A 17,384-nucleotide genomic window follows, 5' to 3' on the forward strand; every position below is an offset into this window, starting at 1 on the left:
CCTCGACCTGCTCCTTACCCGGACTGACGCACGCCGACGGTCGGCGGTGACCCGGTAGGGCCACCGCCGACCGTGCGATCAGGCCGGGAGCCGGACGATGTCGTAGTCGACGTCCGGGCCGGGCTCGACGTCGAACCGGCCGTTCACCACGTACAGCGCCGAGCCGAGCAGATCGCCGGTGGCCGGCGACCGTAGGGCCGGGCCGGTGATCTCCCGCCGCACCACCCCGGCGGTGTAGCGGGCGTTCAGCCCGACGACCGCGACGACGTTTGTCAGGTTGCGGATCACGTAGAGGGTGTGGCCCCGCAGCACCAGCCCGTCGGCCCGGTCCACCGAGTAGCCGCCGAGGTCGAAGACACTGCTCGCGCCGGTGCGCGGGTCGACGCGTACCAGCCGGCCGGTCAGCATCTGCGCGACCAGCAGGTCACCGTCGGGCAGCGCCACGATCCCGTTGTTGAACGCGTCGGGCGTCGCGGCCGGACCGCTCAGCGGCAGCACCCGCGCGGCGCCGGCGGCGGGCAGCCGCCCACCCGGAAGCAGCGGTACGACGTACAGCACCGGACGGGCCGAGTCGGTGAAGTAGACGGCGCGTCCGGTGATCACGAGGTCGTTGACGATGCTGCCCGGCTCGTCCGTGAACTGGTAGTGGGCCAGTTGGGTGCCGGTCTCGCCGTCGTGGACGCTTGCCGCGCCGGCCGAGAAGTCGGCGCTCCACAGCCGGCCCCGCTCGTCGAGCTTGAGGCCTGCCTTCTCCCGGCCCGGCGCGCCCGGGATGAGCACCGAGCCGCGCCCGGTACGCACATCGCCCCGCCAGACGGCGCCGTTCCCGACGGACCCGACGTAGACGGTCGTGCCCCGGCCGATCGTCAGCCCCTCGGGGGAGAACCCGTCGGGCAGGGCGATCCGGGACGGGAACGGCGTCGTCGGGTGCGCGGTCGCCGCCGAACCGACGGTGCTGAGGGTGGCCGCCGCCACCAGGGGGACGACGAGAAGAGTGAGCAGCCTGCGCAAGAGGAACACCGCCTGTCGTCGAGTGGATCTCTCCACTGAGGATCGTGTCGCTCTGCTAACGCTCCGGGTACGGCAAAAGGTTGGGTCGATGTTCAGTCCCGGCCGGCGGCGTACGCGGCGAGCCACGCGACCTGGGCCGGGTCCAGCGACGGGCGGACCCGCTCCCGCGCGACCGCCATGTGCGCGGCGGTGACGGTGGCGGCGGCCAGGGACTCCCGCATCGCCGCGAGCGCCGCCTCCCGGACCACCGCCGCGCAGTCCGCCGCCGAGAAGCCGGTCAGCTCCGCGCCGAGGGCCGCCAGGTCGATGTCCGGTGCCAGCGGCACGTGCCGGGACGCGGCCCGCAGGATCTCCGTGCGGGCCGGTCCGTCCGGCGGCGGCACGTAGACCAGCCGTCCCAACCGGCCGGGTCGCAGCAGCGCCGGATCGACCAGGTCCGGCCGGTTCGTGGCGCCGACGACCACCACGTTGCGCAGCGTCTCCACCCCGTCCAGTTCGGTGAGCAGCGCGGCGACCACCCGATCCGTGGTGCCCCCGTCGGTGGCCTGCCCGCGTACCGGCGCCAACGCGTCCATCTCGTCCAGGAAGATCAGCGTCGGGGCGGCCTCCCGGGCCCGGCGGAACAGCTCGCGTACGGCGCGTTCGCTCTCGCCCACCCACTTGGAGAGCAGCTCCGCGCCCTTCACCGAGAGCACGTTCGCCCGCCCCGACCCGGCGAGCGCGGTGACCAGGTACGTCTTGCCGCAGCCGGGTGGCCCGTAGAGCAGCACGCCACGCGGGGGCTGCACGCCGAGGCGGGCGAACGTGTCCGGGTAGGTGAGCGGCCACAGCACGGACTCGGTGAGCGTCTGTTTGACCTCGGCCAGGCCGCCGACGTCGTCCAGGGTCACCGACGCCATCTCCAAAGTGGACGCGGCCATCGTCGTCGGCCGGACCACCTCCAGGGCGGCCGCGAAGTCGGCCATCGCCACCGTCGGCGTCCGCGCTGACTTCTGCCGCAACGCCGCGCGTACCCCGGCCTCCCGGACCAGCGCGGCCAGGTCCGCGGCCACGAACCCGGGGGTACGCGCGGCCACCTCGTCCAGCCGGACGTCGTCCGCGAGCGGCACCTGCCGGGTCAGCACTGTGAGCTGTTCGCGGCGCAGGGCCGGGTCGGGCAGCGGCACGCTGATCCGCAGCGACAGCAGGTCCGGTGCGCGCAGCGCCGGGTCGACAGCCTCGGGCCGACCGGTGGTGCAGACCACTGCGACGCCGACCCGGACGGTCTCGGCGAGCACCTGCCGGAACACCGTGGCCAGCGGGCCGGGCTCGTCCGCCGGGGCCAGCGCCTCCACATCGGTGACCAGCAGCACCGCCGGGCCGCCCTCCCGGACCGCCGTCGCCGCGGCGCGCAGCCGGTCGGCGGCAGCCTGGTTGGTGAGCGCGGCCACCTCGGGCGCCCACAGCGGGTGGACGCGGGCGCCCACCCGGGCCGCGACCGCTCGCACCAGCGCCGACTTCCCGGAACCGGCAGGCCCGGACAGCAGCACCCCCAGCGAGATGGTGGTGCCCAGCCGGCCCAGTACCTCCCGGTGGTGGAAGCCGAGATCGAACAGCTCGGTCAGCTCCTCGGCCTGGGCCCGCAGGCCGGGCAGCTCGTCCACGTCGGGAGCGTCCGTCGCGTCGGGCGTCGAGTCGGCCGTCGGGGCCGCACCGACCGCCACGGTCGGCCGGGCGGGGCCGGGCTCACCGTGGGTCGCCGGGCCGTGCTCCCAGGCGACCGCCGTGTCCATCGTGACAAGCGAACCGGCGGACGGGTCGACGGTGACCACTGTGAGCAGGGTGCTGGTCCAGGCGAAGCCGACGGTGGTGGCGAGGCTTCGCCGGGCCGCCTCGACGAGGCTGCGCGTGGAGGCGTCCGGCAGCACGTCCTGCGGCAGCAGTGACACGTCGTCGCCCGCAGTGACCACCTTGCCGAGCAGGGCGAGCCGGAGCATCTCCGGGCTGACCGCCGCCACCACCTCCACCGGCCCGGTAAGCGTGACCCGACCCGCCGGGGTCAGCGGCAGCGGCGACACCCGCACCGAGGCGCCGTCGGGCAGGCCCAGGTTGCCAAGCGTCAGGTCATCGGCGTAGAGCAGGGCGCTGCTCGCGCCGCCCCCGGCCGCCGCGACGATCCCTGCGGTCTCCCGGCGACCCGTCAGCCGTACCGGGTCGCCGGGGCGCAGCCCCAGGGCGGTAAGCGCCTCCGGGTGCAGCCGCACGACGCCCCGTCGGGCGTCCAGCGCCGCGGGTCGCAGGCTCGCCGTCATGGTCAGGTCGGGTTGGGCCACCGCCCGACCGTAGCCGCCGTCGGCCGGTCGAGGCGATCAGCGCCGCGGATCCAACTCGTCCAGCAGCGACGGGTCCCGCCGGATCAGCTCCGCCAGGCGGGCCGCCGGGTCCGGTGTCAACCCGTCCGGGCCGGGCGCCCACGCGGGCACCGTCCGACCGGACAGCGGCCAGGACGGTGGGGGTTGCACCGGGGCCGCCGGTGGTTCCGGGCCGACCGTGACGTCCGGGCCGTTCCAGGACACCCGCATCGGGTACGTCCGACCGTCGTGCTCGACGCGTACGGTCACCGCCAGGCCCGGGTGGACGCCGACGACCTGGCGCACCGCCTCGGCGACCTCCTCGACCGGGCCCCATCCGACGACGTCGCCGGGGTCTTCCCGTTCCGCGTGCCGACCGTCGTGCCGGGCGGGCCCGGTGTTGCGCCCACCCGTGGCGGGGCTTTGCCCAGCGGTCGGGCCGGGCGGTGGCGCGGTGTCGTCACGATCGGTGACCCGCCGGCGCAGCGCCTCCTCGCGCCGGGCCAGCCGGGCCAGCGTCTCGTCCAGGTCGCCCCTCACCAGATCACCCCTTCCCGCCACGGCCGGAGCCGGTCGGCTCAGGCCTTCCTGTCCCGGGTGGCCCGCTCCAAGGCGCGATCCAGGACGACAAGCAGGGCGTCCCGCACCGAGAGTCGGTCCCGAGCGTCGAACTGCACCAGTGGTACGTGATCACCGATGGCGAGCGCCCACCGGATCTCGCCGAGTTCCAGGGCCAGTCGTCCGTCGAACGCGTTCACCCCGACCACGAACGGCAACCCGGCCCGCTCGAAGAAGTCGATCGCCGGGAAACAGTCGTCCAGCCGGGCGCTGTCGACTACCACCAGCGCGCCGAGCGCACCCCGGGCCAGGTCGTCCCACATGAACCCGAACCGTGCCTGCCCAGGAGTGCCGAACAGGTAGAGCTTCAGGCTGCGGTCGATGGTCACGCAACCGAAGTCCATCGCCACCGTCGTGGTGGTCTTGGTCGACCGTACGCCCGGGTCGTCCACGCCGATCCCGGCGCTTGTCATCTCGGCCTCGGTGGTCAGCGGCGCGATCTCGGAGATCGCCCCGACCGTGGTGGTCTTGCCCACCCCGAACCCTCCGGCGACGAGAATCTTGACCGGCACGGGCGGCGCCGCCGGTGGCCGGTTGGTCGGCCCGGCGCCGGCCGGCGGCCGGTACGGCGGTGGCGGCCCGGCCGGCGGCGGCGTGGCACGCCCGACCGCTCCCGGAGTGCCCGGGGCCGTGCTGTAGCGGGCGGTGGCGCTGTTGCCGGCGAGTCCTCCGATCGGGACGCCAGGCCATTCAGGAGATCGCACGAAGTCCATCAATCACTCGCAGGATGAGGTCGGGGTCGAAGGCATCGTTGGCGTCGGTGACGTGCACGTCCAGGTGCCCGGCGGCCCGCAGGTCGCCGACCAGGACCCGGGTCACGCCGAACTGCAGTCGGGTCCGGGCGGAGAGTTCGGCCACCGAGATCGGCTCGGCGCAGAGCGCGATGATCGCCTGGAGTTCCGGCGCCAGCAGGCCGACAGGCGGTTCGGTCCAGCGGCCGCCGTCCGGGCGCAGGGTCACCTGCGTCTCCAGTCCGATCGCCGGATCCGCGCCGGCCACCCGTCCGGAGGTGAGCACGAACGGTCGCGGACCTGTCGGGCCGCCACCGCCCTGCTCCGGCTCCGGCGCCGCCGGCGCGCCGCCCCCACCCGGGTGCGGCGTGCGCAGGTAGGGGCGGATCCGGGTCCCGGGCTCCGGGTCCGGATCATCGTCGGCGACGTCCGGCGTCACTGTTGGACGGCGTTCTTCAGCTCGACGATCAGTCGCGGGGTCAGCGCGCCACCGGCGCGACCGGCGAAGAGCGTCATCTCGTACGCGACAGTGCCCAGGTTCGCCGACCGGTCGGCGACGACGCCGAGCACCGAACCGCTGCTGATCGCGCTGATCAGCAGGTAGCCGTCGGCCATGTCCACGATCACCCGGTTCAGGCCGCCGAGCGCGTACCAGCTGGCCGCGCCGCCGGCAAGGCTTGTCATGCCGGAGACCACGGCGGCCAGCCGCTCCGCGTTGGACCGGTCCTTGATCGACGACATGGCCATCAGCAGCCCGTCCGAGGAGACCGCGATCGCCTCCAGCACCCCCGCCGTGCTGGAGGTGAAGGAGTCCAGCAGCCAGTTGAACGTGCGCGCCTCGGGGCTGAGATCGCCGACGGCGCCGGGCTGGCTCTGGTGGTCGACGTTGTCGTGCAGGAAGGGGCTGGTCACCGTGATGATCCTTCTTCGTTCCGACGGTCTGGGCTGACTTCGAGGAGAGCACGGGCGACGCCCGCCTCGAACTCGGTGATGAGGTCGCGTACCTCGGCCGGGTCCCCCAGGTGGGTGCTGGGCGGCTGGCAGGGCGGGGAGACCGTGAGGTTGGCACCGGGCACCCGGCGGCTCAACCGGGGACGACCCCGGGTAACTCCGGCGGTGTCCGCCACCGTGGGGCCGAGGCCGCCCGGGGTGGCGGGCAGGTCGACTGTCGCGCCCGGGTCCGCCACCGTGGGGCCGGCGCTGGTGGCCGGATCGGTGGTCGTGCGCATCGACCACGATCCGACGGGCCGGCCGGCGGCCGGCGGGACGCTCAGCTCCGCCCGGCGTACACCGGACTGGAACGCCTCGACAAGTGCGCGGGCGGCGTCCGGGTCGGCGCCGGTGGCGTCGACCGGCCTGGCCGGCGCGGCGGAGGCGGGAAGGCTGGCACCGGGCACCCGCTGCCGGACCCGGGGGCCGGAAGCCGCACCCGCCCCCGTCGTCGGGGTCGCGGTCGTCGGGGTCGTCGGGGTCGCGGTCGTCGCGGTCGCGGCAGCGGTCGCGGGGCTGTCCACGACGTCGGCCGGACCCGGTGCCGCGGCGACGGAAACCCCTGTGTCCACCGGTTCCCGAGCGCCGAACGCGTCCCAGGACTGGCCCGACTCCAGGCTGCGGGTGGCCCGGCTGAGCAGGTCCGTGTCGAATCCGGCAGGCGCCGCGACGGCGGTACGGGAGCGGGCCTCGCGGGCGGAGTCGAGAGCCGGCCGTCGCCCCCGGTCCGGTACGGCGGCCCGGGCAACAGTCACCCCGGCCCGGTCGGCGCGGCGCACCACAAGCGACGTCTGCGGGATCTCCACCTGCGCGGTCACCCCGCCGCCCACCGTCGCGGCCAGGCTCACCTCCCAGCCGTGGCGACGGGCCAGCCGGCCCACCACGAAGAGACCGAGCACCTCGGTCGGCGCCAGGTCGAGACGTTCGCGCCGGGTGAGCCGGGCGTTCTCCTCGGCCATCCGCTGTTCGCTCATACCGATGCCGTTGTCGATGACAGTGATCCGGGCGCCCCGCCCGGAGGTCTCGCCGGCCACCAGCACCCGGGTGTGCGGCGGGGAGAAGGCCGTCGCGTTCTCCATCAGCTCGGCCAGCGCCAGGACGAGGTCACCGATGACCGCAGGAGCGGCGGCGATGCCCGCCGGCACCTGCACCTCGACGCGGGTGTAGTCCTCGATCTCGCCGAGCGCCAGCCGGACCACGTCCGCCAGCGGCACCGGCGCGGTGTGCGCGTCGGCGCCGGCCGAGCCGGAGAGCACCACAAGGCTGCCTGCGTTGCGCCGCAGTCGACTGGAGATGTGGTCGAGCCGGTACAGGTGCTCCAGGCGACCCGCGTCGGCCTCCTGCTGCTCCAGCCGGTCGATGAGTGCGAGCTGCCGGCTCACCAGGTTCTGCGTACGCCGGCCGACGTGGCCGAACATCTGCGCCACGTTGCGCCGACCGGCGACCTGCCGTTCGACGAGCTGGGCCGCCGTGTTCTGCACCCGGTCGAACGCCTGGGCCAGCTCACCGATCTCGTCGTTGGACCGGATGACCACCGGCTCCAACCGGACCGACTGGACGTGCTCCGTCTCGTCGTCGGTGACCCGGACCAGCTCCGCCTCGGCGACCCGGGCGACCCGGTCCGCGGAGCGGGTGAGCTGGGTCAGCGGTCGGGCCACCGTCCGCGCGACAGCCGCGCTGAGCAGCACCACGAGCGCCAGGATCAGCGCCGCCGCGGCACCCACCAGGTACGCGGCGGTCAGGGCGCGCCGCTGATCGGCCTTCACCTCGGCGAGAACGTCGGCGATGAGCTTCTTCTCGACGAACTGGCCGAGCCGGATCATCGTGCGGACGGCCGGGAAGAGCGCGTCCATCGGCACGTCGCGGACCGCGCCCGCTGGGTCCCGAGCGCTGGTGATCAGAAAGTCGGGGCTGGTACGCGCGGCCACCGCCGCGTCGTTGAGCTGGGCCACCTTGAGCTGCTCGGGTGTGATCAGGGTACGGAAGCGCAGGTTGTCGACCTGGAGGGCGGCGATGCACGCCACGTACCCGGCGGTGGTGTCCGGGCTGCCGATCGCCTTGACCAGGATGCTCAGGGTGGCGCACGCGCCCAGCCCCTCGTCGGCGCGCAGCAGCCCGTCCAACGCGAGCACCTGGCGGCCGGGCAACGTCTCGGTGTCCACGCTGTAGACCAGCCGCAGCGACTCGATCAACCCCCTGTTGACCGGGCCGAACGCGTCCATCACCTGACCGGGGTTCGCGGCTCCGGCCAGCACGGCCGTCCGCAGGTCGACGAGACTGGACACCCCGTTGAGCGCGTGGTCGACCCGCTCGGTCAGCGCGTCGCTGCCGTCGGCCCGCAGGTCGGCCACCCGGTCGTCCACGTCGGCGGCCTTGCGGATCAGTTCGGAGCGTTCGACCCGGCCGAGGAGGAAACCGACCGACAGGATGCGTTCCTGTTGCAGGTCCTGCACGAGGCTGCCGACCCGGCTGGCGAGCCGTACCTGCTCGGTGATGTCGGCGGCGCGTTGCGCGGCGGCCACCCGCTCCAGCACCACGGGCACCGCGAGGCCGACCATGCTGAGCAGCGGGATCACCACGAGCAACGCGAGCTTGCCGCGGATCCGAAGCCTACCGAGAAGCATCGAACGGCCCCCACTGCGCGAGGATCGGCTCGCTGGCCGCGCCGACCGGTTGCAGCTGTCGAGATTCGGCCGGCGGGACGGTCGGAACGGGAGGTTGCCACGGGTCGCCGGAGGGCGGGGCGGCGGAGCTGTCGGCGTCCGGCGTGGCGGCCCGCCGACGCGCGCGTCGACCGACGGCGATCAGCATCCCGGCGAGCCAGGCCAGCAGCAGCGCGGCTGCGACGCCCGCCCCGACGGCAAGCCAGCGGTCCCGGGCCAGCCCGTCGACCCGCTCGGTGAGCAGGGTGTCCAGTTCGCCGAGGATGACCGGCTGGAGCTGCCGCGCGGCGTTTCGCGAGTTGAGTGCGGCGGCGGTCAGTTGCCCCTGGTCGATGGTGCCGGCGGCGCTCGGGGTCGAGTACAGGGCCAGCGCCTCCACGGACCGCTGATAGGAGTCCAGCGGGGTCAGCACGTTGGCGCCCAGGTCGGTGCTCTCCGAGCTGTCCACGGCGGAGCGCAGGTTGTCGACCACGTCTCCCGCGGGCGCCAGGGCGGTCACCCGCAGACCGGTCAGCTCCATGAGCCCGCGGGTCCGTTCGGCGGCCGGCCGTCGGGTGACGAGCGCGCCCAGGTCGGCGAGTCGGCCGGCGGCCACCACCGCCTCGGGCAGCTTCTGACCGGCGCTGTCCTGGAGGAAGAACGAGTCGGCGCCCGGGTCCCGGCCCAGCCCCGAGCTCTCCCGGACCTTGCCGTGCAGGGCGAGCAGCAGGTCGGTGACCTCGCCGTACGCGGTGTAGGCGGCTTCCGGGTCGGCGGGGCTGCGGCCGCGCAGCGCCTCCACCTTGGCCCGGAGCCCGGCCCATCGCTCCTGGCTGCGCAGTTGCCCGCCGATGCGGGCGTCCACCGCGGCGGCCTGCTCGACCGCGCGGGTCAGCGGCTCACCGGGGACGGGGCGTCCGGCGACGGCCGCAGACTGGGCCTCCACCAGCGCCTCGGTGACCGGAGCCAGGGCGCGCAGGTACTGCACGCCGAGCCGTTCGGAGTCGGCGAGGCTGCGGTCGTCGCCGGTCTGCCGCCAGGTGGACGCGAAGAGCAGCCCCACCGGCGCCAGCAGCGCGACGATGAGCAGCAGCGGCAGCGACCGGCCCAGCACGGACGTCCGTCGACGGGCCCGCGGCGCGGGGACTGTCATGGTGTGTCTCCTCCGGCGTCGGGCGGGGGATCGGCGCGGTGTCGGGCTCGCCGACAGGTCCCGTCCACCGGACCGGAAAACTAACCGAACCCCGCGTGGGCCGGTTGGTTGCCGGTGAGTCAGGTTTGCGTCAGTTCGAGCGATGTCACCGTTCGTCAGGGTTGCGCGCACGCTCTGTCCCGTCCGTGGGTGTGACATGAAGGGATCGAGGGTGATATCCGCGTTAGATCGGAATTCACGGGATCCGAACTCAACTCACTGGGCCGCCACGGACGATGCGCGATTGCACCGGCCCGGAGCACCGATCGGGGCAACCGGACGGACGTACGGCGGATCTCAGCCAACGCTCAGGCTGCGAGCCGTACCGTGTGCCGCATGAGAGCGCCGTCGCCGGCCGCGTGGTTCCGGCGTGCCCTGCCCACCCGCCGCCGCGCGATCGCCGCGGCGGTGGTCGTCGTGCTGCTGGCGGTCGCCGTGACCTGGGCGGTGTGGCCGCAGGGATCGGGCGTACGCACCCAGAGCGCGATGCTCACCGTCCGCTCCGGACCGTCCGGTGACGAGCCCGTCGACCTGGACACCACCCTCTACCTGCCGGACGACGCGTCGTCCGGTCGGAAGGTTCCGGCGGTGCTGTTGGCGCACGGGTTCGGCGGGACCAAGGAGTCGGTGCGTTCCGACGCGGAGGAGTTCGCGGGGCGCGGCTACGCCGTGCTCACCTGGACCGCCCGGGGTTTCGGCCGCAGCGGCGGCGAGATCCACCTGGACAACCCGGACTACGAGGTGCGCGACGCCCAGCGGCTGCTGGACTGGCTGGCCGCCCGGCCCGAGGTGCGCACCGACGCCCCCGGCGACCCGAAGGTAGGCGTGGTCGGCGGCTCGTACGGCGGCGGGTTGGCGCTGCTGCTGGCCGCCCAGGACCGTCGGGTGGACGCGATCGTGCCCATGATCACCTGGAACGACCTGTCCCGGGCGTTCCTGCCGGAGAGCACCGGCGGAGCGCCCACCGAGGGCGTGTTCAAGAAGGGCTGGGCGGGTCTGTTCTTCGGTGGGGGCGGCAACGTGGGCTCCGGCCCGGCCGGGCTCTCCGGTGCGACAGCCGCCCAGCCGCAGGGGGCGCCGGCGTCGGCCGGCCCGCCCAGCCCGGGGTCGGGCCAGGGTCCGGGCACCGGTTCCGGGGGCGCCCCGGCAGGCGCCGCCGATCCGTCCTGCGGACGGTTCGCCGCCGACGTGTGCGCCGCGTACCTGCGGATCGCCACCGCCGGTCGCGCCGACCAGGCGGCCGTGGACCTGCTGCGCCGCTCCAGCCCGGCGGGTGTGCTGGACCGGATCAAGGCCCCCACCCTGCTGGTGCAGGGCGAGGCGGACACCCTCTTTCCCCTCGATGAGGCGGACGCGAACGCGAAGGGCATCGCCGCCACCGGCACCCCGGTACGCGTCGCCTGGTTCACCGGCGGACACGACGGCGGCAGCGGACCCCGCTCCGACGAAGATCGGGTGAAGTTCCTGACCGTCCAGTGGCTCGACCACTACGTCAAGGGCGAGGGGAACGCTCCGGGCGACGACTTCACCTGGTCGCGGATCGCCGGCTTCGACGCTCTCGACCGGGGTCTGGTAGCCACCGGTTTCCGCCGCGCCGACTATCCGGGCCTGGCCGGCAACGCCCGCCGCGACGTCACGGTCGCCGGCCCGGCGCAGCCGATCGCCAATCCGCCGAACGGCAACCCGGCCGCCATCTCCTCGATCCCGTTCGCCGGTGGCCTCGCCTCGCTGCTCGACGGCGTGGCCGGCGACGTGCCCGGCCAGCACGCGCGCTTCGAGTCGGCGCCGCTCACCGAGGCGGTCGACGTGGCGGGAGCGCCCACGGTGACCGTCCGGGCCGCCTCGCCGACCGGGGAGGCGGTCCTCTTCGTCAAGCTCTACGACGTCGACCCCGACGGCACGGCGACGCTCCCGAACGGGCTGGTCGCCCCCGTTCGGCTCACCGGCCTGCCGAAACAGGTCCAGGACGCCCGCCCGGTCACCGTCACGCTGCCCGGGATCGTCCGCCGCGTCGAGGCCGGGCACCGGCTGCGACTGGTGGTCGCCAGCTCCGACCAGGCGTACACGACCCCGGCCGCGCCCACCGTCTACACGGTGGCCGCGGACGGCGCGGTCAGCCTGCCCACAGTTGCCGGCGAGCCGATCCCCACCGCGGCGACGATCTGGCGCTGGGTGCTGGCCGGCCTGCTGGCAGCCATCGTGATCGGGCTCGTCGTGGTCGTCGCCGTGGTCCGCCGCCGACACCGACGCCAGGACCGCAGCGTGCATCAGGAGTACGCGGACACCCCGCTGGCCGTGCGCGCGCTGCGCAAGGAGTACGCGGACGGCTTCGTCGCCGTGTCGAACGTGGACTTCGAGGTGCACCCGGGTCAGGTGGTGGGTCTGCTCGGGCCGAACGGCGCCGGCAAGACCACCACCCTGCGGGTGCTGATGGGGCTGACCCAGCCGACCGCCGGGGAGATCTACGTGTTCGGCCGTCGGCTGGTGCCCGGCTCGCCGGTGCTGTCCCGGATCGGGGCGCTGGTGGAGGGGCCGGGGTTCCTTCCGCACCTGTCGGGTCTGGACAACCTGAAGGCGTACTGGCGGGCCACCGGACGGCCGTGGGAGGACGCGCACTTCGACGCGGCCCTGGAGATCGCCGGGCTGGGCGACTCGGTGCACCGAAAGATCAAGAACTACAGCCACGGCATGCGTCAGCGGCTCGCCATCGCCCAGGCCATGCTCGGCCTCCCCGAGCTGCTGGTGCTCGACGAGCCGACCGACGGGCTCGACCCGCCGCAGATCGCCGAGATGCGCCGCGTCCTCCAGCGCTACGCCACCGACGGTCGGGCGGTTCTGGTCTCCAGCCACCTGCTGGCCGAGGTGGAGCAGACCTGCACGCACGCCGTGGTGGTGAACAAGGGCCGGATCGTGGCGTCCGGGCCGGTGCAGGAGATCGTGGGCGAGTCGCCGAGCGTCCTGTTCGACGTCACCGACCCGGTGGCGGCGCGGGCGGTGCTGGACCGGCTGGACGGCGTACGCGTGCTGCCGGAGAGCGACGGGCAGCTCGTGGTCGACACCAACGGCACGGCCCGCAGCGAAGTGGTGGCCGAGCTGGTGCGCGCCGGCATCGGGGTGGACCGGGTCGTGCCCCGGCGACGCCTGGAGGACGCGTTCCTCGCCCTGGTGGGCGACAACTCTCGGGGAAGCGGTGACCGGTGATGGTTGTTACCGACGCGGGTGAGGCCCGGGGCTACCGGCCCTCGGCCACCATGCCCTTCGCGGCGGAGTTCCGCCGGCAGGCGTCCCGGCGGCGGACCCAGTTGGCGCTCGGGTTCATGGTGCTGCTGCCGCTGATCATCCTGGTCGCCTTCCAGTTCAACTCCGGCGGGGACGACGACAACGGCAACAACGAGTTCGCCAGCCTGGTCGACCTGGCCACCTCCGGAGGGCTCAACTTCACCCTCTTCTCCATCTTCGTGTCGGCGTCGTTCCTGCTGGTGGTGGTCGTCGCGCTGTTCTGCGGCGACACGGTGGCCAGCGAGGCGAGCTGGGGCAGCCTGCGCTACCTGCTGGCGATTCCGGTGCCCCGGGCCCGGTTGCTGACGGTGAAGCTGGTGGTCGCGCTCGCGTACTCGGGTCTGGCCCTGCTGCTGTTGGCCGGCACCGCCCTGCTGGCCGGCACCCTGCGCTACGGCTGGTCGCCGCTGCGCAGCACTGTCGCCGCCGAGCTGGAGCCGGGCGAGGGGCTGCTCCGGCTGCTGGCCGTGCTCGGCTACCTGGCGGTCGTACTCCTGGTGGTGGCCGGTCTGGCGTTCCTGCTGTCGGTGACGACGGACGCCGCACTGGGCGCGGTCGGCGGAGCGGTCCTGCTCTGGATCCTGTCCAGCATCCTGGACCAGATCACCGCCCTGGGCGCGCTGCGCGACTTCCTGCCGACCCACTTCAGCACCGCCTGGCTGGGACTGCTGTCCACGCCGGTGCAGACCGACGACGTGGTCCGCGGCTGCATCTCGGCGATCAGCTACGCCACGCTGTTCTGGGGACTGGCGTTCTGGCGGTTCACCCGCAAGGACATCACGTCGTAGCCGCCCTCCAGGCGCTGACGCCGATCCGGCCGGTGTTGCCCACGTCGACAGGCCCATCCGGGTCGATCTCCTGGGCCGGCTGCCCGGCGGCGGGCGCGACAGTCAGGTACGCCCCGGCGGTGGCCACCACGTCGGAATCGGTGACCAGGTTGCGCCAGAGGACGGTGGCGACGGCCCGCTCGCCCCTCTGCAGCGTGACCGGCTGTGGCGGCTGGTCGAAGCCCGACGTGATCTCCTTTGCGCCGTTGACCACGCTCAGGATGATCGGCTTGCGCTGCTCGTTCAGGACCCACAGCACCGGGTAGCCGTTGAGCAGGTAGGGGCGCTGACCGCAGTTGATCAGTTCCACGCCGAGGGCGCGCAGGCCCATCGCCGCGTCTCCTCCGGTGGACCGGATCCGCACGCCGGAGGCCGGACAGTTGGCAAGCGGGTCGATGCTCGCCGACGGGGTCGCGGTCACGCGCGGGGGCGGCGGCGGACCCGTGGGGTCCCCGCCCTGGTAGCGATGCTCGTCGATGGTGCAGGCGGTGAGCAGAAGAACCGCCGCGACCGCCGCGACCGCCGCGCCGGCCCGTCGCCGTGCTGCCGTCTGTCTGATCATCCGCCGATCCTCGCCGATGCAGGCATCCCGCCGCAGCCCAGGGCCGCCGGTCCGCCGGTCCCGCTGCCGGCCGGCCGTCTGCAGGTCGGGGCGGCCGATGGGGCTGCCCCACATCCGGTAGGCGTCACTGCCGCCGCCGCGGATTCCGGCGCCCCCGGCTGGTCGGGGCCCACTCTTGGCACGCCTATGGAGCTGATGCGCTTTACGACATCGCTCGGTGGGTCACGCAACGCCGTCTGGTGATCCTCCGCCGAGTCGGTTCCGGCGCTCGATCTTAAAGAGCTCGGCGAGCGGTTCTGCGCTTCGATACAACGAGGCGGATCCGTGCCTGCCGGACCTGCTGGTCTGTCGCGCCGCGAGCCGTTCGTCCTGCATGGCGAAGCCCTTGACCAGGTACTCCGTCAAGACCGTTGTCGCCCACTGCCGGAACTGCACCGCGCGGGGCGTGGTTACCCGGTAGCCAACGGCCAGGATTATGTCCAGGTTGTAGACCTTGACCTCACGCCGCACCTGCCTACCATCCTCGGCGCGAACTACTTAACTCAGAGTTAATAGTTGCCTCGGTCACCTCCTCGTCGGCCAGCACGCGGCGCATGATCTGCACGATGTTGAGGACCGATGTCCCGTACAGCTCCGCCATCTGAGCCTGAGTCAGCCAGATCGTCCCCTTGGATGCCCGCAACTGGACGACGGACCCGCCGTCGTCGGAGCGGTAGAGGATCAGCTCGCCGGCAGGATCGCAGTAATTCACCCCGGCGGGACTGGCCTGACGCACGATCTGCTGGCCGGACCGGCTGGCCCTGGCGCGCCGACGACGGCGGCTTTGAGGGCTCATCCGAGCATGTTTTCACGGGCGCCCGGGGCCGGCCTGACACGACCCGCCGGGGTGGTCGGTCGGCAGGGCGCAGCGTGCGCCGCCGGGGAGGTGACTGTCGCACCAGACGCGGGTGCGCACGAACTGGCGATCTTCCTCGCTCAGCGTCGTCTCGCCGAACTCGATTGCGGTGACGTGGCCCAGCGAGTCGCGCAGCGCCTCGGCCAGCGCCCGTGCGCCGTCGACGCTTGTCAGGGTCGTGGGCAGGTGCACGATCCAGCGGGGTGGTACCTCGTACTCCGTCATGGGTTTCCTTATCTGTGCGGCGCCGAGGCGGGCGGGGTCGGCCGGCGGATGCCCGGACATTCGCCGGCCGGAGCCCGGCACCCGCCCCGGGCCTGCTTCAGGTGGTCGCTCCGGACAACCCTTCGGTGTACGACGTCAGCGCCTCGACGGCGGCGGTGAGGCTCTCCGACATCAGGTCAAGCTGCTCGGCGGCCCGGGTCCACTGCCCGCTCGCCACCTCGGTGGCCAGTTCGGTCTGGCCGGCGTCGATGAGCCGTCGGCCAGCGGCGCTGATCCGCGCCGGGGAGGTGCGTGACCCGCTCCGCTGCGGCGCCCAACTGGTCACGAGCGGTGCCCAACACCTCGACCAGGTCACCGATGCTGGGCTGGCCCGTGTCGGTGTGCAGTCGGCGTACCCCATCGGTGAGCTGGCGCTCGGCCTCGCCGGCCAGGTCGAGCGCGTCGTCCCCGCAGCGTCGGGCCTGCCGGATCGCCGGGTGGGCGCAGCCCGCGCTGGTCCGCTCCAACAGGACGGTCGCGGCGGCCACGGCGAGGTACGTCTCACGCAGCTCACCAGCCACCTTTTCGACCTCCCAGGCGGCGCTCGCCTCGGGCACCGTCATGTCGCCTCCTCGTGGGTTGGTGGGTGCCGGGGCAGCGCGACGCCTGGCCAGATGGGGGACATCTGAACCGCCTTGCGCGCTGCCCCAGCGTTGCTTCCGGGACTGCCCCGGAGGGTGAGCCAGCCCTGGTGCCAACCCGGGAGGCTCATAGAAACGCTATTGCACCTAGTGACATAGGTTAACCATGTTCTTGGGGGTGGGTCGCGCGGCGTGATCAGATGGGGTTGCCAACCCGGGAGGACCACTCATGCCCGCGATCCCACTGAGCTACGTCGACATCGCTGCGGACATCGCCGCTCGTATCAAGGCCGGCGAGTACGAGCCGGGTGCCAAGTTGCCGTCCTACACGCAACTCGGTGACCTCTACTCGGTGTCGTTTTCGACTGCTGCACGCGCTGTGGCGCTCCTGCGTGACCGCGGGGTCGTGGTCGGTGCACCGGGGCGCGGGGTGTACGTCAAGGAGCGGGACGCCGGCAAGCCGTAACGGCTCGATCGTGTAAGCCCGGAGACGCTGCTTGCTCTGTTCAGCCCCGGAGATCGCCTCCGCGAATTGCTTCCGCCCCAAAGAAGCCACACCCCTGTTGGCCTAAGTGATTTGCGGCGGACAGGTCCAAAACGCAGGGCCGGGGGCGGGGTCGGGGTCGGGGTCGGGGTCGGGGTCGGGGGAAGCTGCCCCACTGGCGGGACAGTTCGACAGGCTTTGCTGGCCGCGTGGCAGGGGTGATGCGTTCAGGTCGGGCGGTCCCTCGGCGAGGTTGGCTGGCACCCCGTTCGGGGCATGCCGGGGACCGAGGCGCAGCTCAAGGGTGCTCCACGTGGTGCCTGCACGCTGGCGTGCGTCGCACCGCCGAGCGCAGGTGCCGAAATATTTCGGTCGGGGATTTTCCCACTAGCAAGGAATTTATTATCCTGGATACATTCGTGCCCCACCATTGAAGGCATCTATCCCCTTCGATGGAGGTCTCCATGAACGTCTCTCGGCTCGGCGGGCCGACCCTGTCCCTGTTCCGCATCGTGACCGGCCTGCTGTTCATGCTCCATGGCCTGTCCTCGGTCTTCGGGTTGTTCGGCGGCAACCCGATGACCGGCGCGGCCATACCGTTCGGCTCCTGGCCGGGCTGGTGGGCCGCGCTGATCCAACTCGTCTGCGGTGCGCTGGTGCTGGCCGGGCTCTTCACCCGGCCCGCCGCGCTCCTCGCGTCCGGCTCGATGGCGTACGCCTATTTCGTGGTCCACCAGCCCGAAGACCTGCTTCCGCTGCACAACGGCGGTGAGCTGTCGGCCCTCTTCTGCTGGTCGTTCCTGCTGGTCGCGGCACTTGGCTCGGGCCCCTGGGCGCTCGATGCGCTGTTCGCCCGGCGTCGCGCCGACGCTCCACAGGCGTCGGTGGCCGACCCCGCCCCGGTCTCCGCCTGACCCGCACCCCGCACCGCGCGCCGCCGGAGCCTCAATGAGGCGGCTCCGGCGGCGCGCCCGGGTC

At 72.9% G+C, this 17,384-nt stretch carries 16 protein-coding genes and 2 pseudogenes; 5 read left to right on the forward strand and 13 right to left on the reverse strand.

All coding sequences use genetic code 11. From position 1 onward, the window contains the following. Positions 1–78 precede the first annotated feature (78 nt). From ACLQ26_RS12660 to ACLQ26_RS12695, 8 genes are all read right to left on the reverse strand, one after another. Positions 79–1,020 (reverse strand): SMP-30/gluconolactonase/LRE family protein, encoded by a 942-nt coding sequence (locus tag ACLQ26_RS12660; RefSeq protein ID WP_425744591.1) that lies wholly within the window; start codon positions 1,018–1,020, stop codon positions 79–81. A gap of 83 nt (positions 1,021–1,103) precedes the next feature. Further along, a complete protein-coding gene (locus ACLQ26_RS12665; protein ID WP_425744592.1) occupies positions 1,104–3,323 on the reverse strand; it encodes an AAA family ATPase in 2,220 nt (739 codons plus the stop codon). A 36-nt stretch (positions 3,324–3,359) separates the two neighbouring features. Beyond that, entirely contained in the window at positions 3,360–3,881 is a 522-nt protein-coding gene (locus ACLQ26_RS12670) for a hypothetical protein (RefSeq protein WP_425744593.1), read from the reverse strand. A 38-nt stretch (positions 3,882–3,919) separates the two neighbouring features. After that, positions 3,920–4,672: a GTP-binding protein gene (locus ACLQ26_RS12675; RefSeq protein ID WP_425744594.1), complete on the reverse strand. Its 753-nt coding sequence runs from the start codon at positions 4,670–4,672 to the stop codon at positions 3,920–3,922. Continuing rightward, on the reverse strand, positions 4,650–5,129 hold the full coding sequence (locus ACLQ26_RS12680; protein WP_425744595.1) for a DUF742 domain-containing protein: 480 nt from the start codon (positions 5,127–5,129) through the stop codon (positions 4,650–4,652). The genes ACLQ26_RS12675 and ACLQ26_RS12680 overlap by 23 nt, the downstream gene beginning before the upstream one ends. Continuing rightward, entirely contained in the window at positions 5,126–5,602 is a 477-nt protein-coding gene (locus ACLQ26_RS12685; RefSeq protein ID WP_266246716.1) for a roadblock/LC7 domain-containing protein, read from the reverse strand. The genes ACLQ26_RS12680 and ACLQ26_RS12685 overlap by 4 nt, the downstream gene beginning before the upstream one ends. Further along, entirely contained in the window at positions 5,599–8,304 is a 2,706-nt protein-coding gene (locus ACLQ26_RS12690; RefSeq protein WP_425744596.1) for a sensor histidine kinase, read from the reverse strand. Before ACLQ26_RS12690 ends, ACLQ26_RS12685 begins: the two co-directional genes overlap by 4 nt. Then, on the reverse strand, positions 8,291–9,475 hold the full coding sequence (locus ACLQ26_RS12695) for a hypothetical protein (RefSeq protein ID WP_425744597.1): 1,185 nt from the start codon (positions 9,473–9,475) through the stop codon (positions 8,291–8,293). Before ACLQ26_RS12695 ends, ACLQ26_RS12690 begins: the two co-directional genes overlap by 14 nt. A gap of 375 nt (positions 9,476–9,850) precedes the next feature. Between ACLQ26_RS12695 and ACLQ26_RS12700 the strand changes: the two genes are divergently transcribed. Together ACLQ26_RS12700 and ACLQ26_RS12705 are read left to right on the forward strand one after the other, a co-directional pair. Continuing rightward, entirely contained in the window at positions 9,851–12,715 is a 2,865-nt protein-coding gene (locus tag ACLQ26_RS12700) for an alpha/beta fold hydrolase (RefSeq protein ID WP_425744598.1), read from the forward strand. Beyond that, positions 12,715–13,581, forward strand: a complete 867-nt coding sequence (locus ACLQ26_RS12705) for an ABC transporter permease (RefSeq protein WP_425744599.1) — start codon at positions 12,715–12,717, stop codon at positions 13,579–13,581. Before ACLQ26_RS12700 ends, ACLQ26_RS12705 begins: the two co-directional genes overlap by 1 nt. Here ACLQ26_RS12705 and ACLQ26_RS12710 read toward each other — a convergent pair. Beyond that, a complete protein-coding gene (locus tag ACLQ26_RS12710; RefSeq protein ID WP_425744600.1) occupies positions 13,571–14,182 on the reverse strand; it encodes a DUF4232 domain-containing protein in 612 nt (203 codons plus the stop codon). The two genes, ACLQ26_RS12705 and ACLQ26_RS12710, sit on opposite strands and share 11 nt — an antisense overlap. Positions 14,183–14,462: 280 nt before the next feature. On the opposite strand from ACLQ26_RS12710, the pseudogene ACLQ26_RS12715 reads away from it, so the two are divergent. Next, positions 14,463–14,561, forward strand: a pseudogene (locus tag ACLQ26_RS12715) (3'(2'),5'-bisphosphate nucleotidase CysQ); the annotation flags it as partial. Positions 14,562–14,587: 26 nt separating this feature from the next. On the opposite strand, the pseudogene rhuM reads toward ACLQ26_RS12715, so the two are convergent. From rhuM to ACLQ26_RS12735, 4 genes and pseudogenes are all read right to left on the reverse strand, one after another. Next, positions 14,588–14,692: pseudogene (rhuM, locus tag ACLQ26_RS12720) on the reverse strand (RhuM family protein); the annotation flags it as partial. A 4-nt stretch (positions 14,693–14,696) separates the two neighbouring features. Then, the gene (locus ACLQ26_RS12725; protein ID WP_425744601.1) at positions 14,697–15,017 is read right to left on the reverse strand and encodes a hypothetical protein; all 321 of its coding nucleotides are present in this window, start codon (positions 15,015–15,017) and stop codon (positions 14,697–14,699) included. A gap of 12 nt (positions 15,018–15,029) precedes the next feature. Then, positions 15,030–15,302, reverse strand: coding sequence for a hypothetical protein (locus ACLQ26_RS12730; protein ID WP_425744602.1), 273 nt, complete (start codon positions 15,300–15,302; stop codon positions 15,030–15,032). Between the two features lie 176 nt (positions 15,303–15,478). After that, positions 15,479–15,904 carry a hypothetical protein gene (locus ACLQ26_RS12735; protein WP_425744603.1) on the reverse strand — a complete coding sequence of 142 codons (426 nt, stop codon included), beginning with the start codon at positions 15,902–15,904 and terminating at the stop codon, positions 15,479–15,481. A gap of 247 nt (positions 15,905–16,151) precedes the next feature. Between ACLQ26_RS12735 and ACLQ26_RS12740 the strand changes: the two genes are divergently transcribed. Next, positions 16,152–16,388, forward strand: coding sequence for a winged helix-turn-helix domain-containing protein (locus ACLQ26_RS12740; RefSeq protein WP_425744604.1), 237 nt, complete (start codon positions 16,152–16,154; stop codon positions 16,386–16,388). A 482-nt stretch (positions 16,389–16,870) separates the two neighbouring features. Next, entirely contained in the window at positions 16,871–17,320 is a 450-nt protein-coding gene (locus ACLQ26_RS12745) for a DoxX family protein (protein WP_425744605.1), read from the forward strand. Positions 17,321–17,384: the final 64 nt, after the last annotated feature.

The organism is Micromonospora sp. DT43, assembly GCF_049841645.1.
GTDB lineage: Bacteria > Actinomycetota > Actinomycetes > Mycobacteriales > Micromonosporaceae > Micromonospora.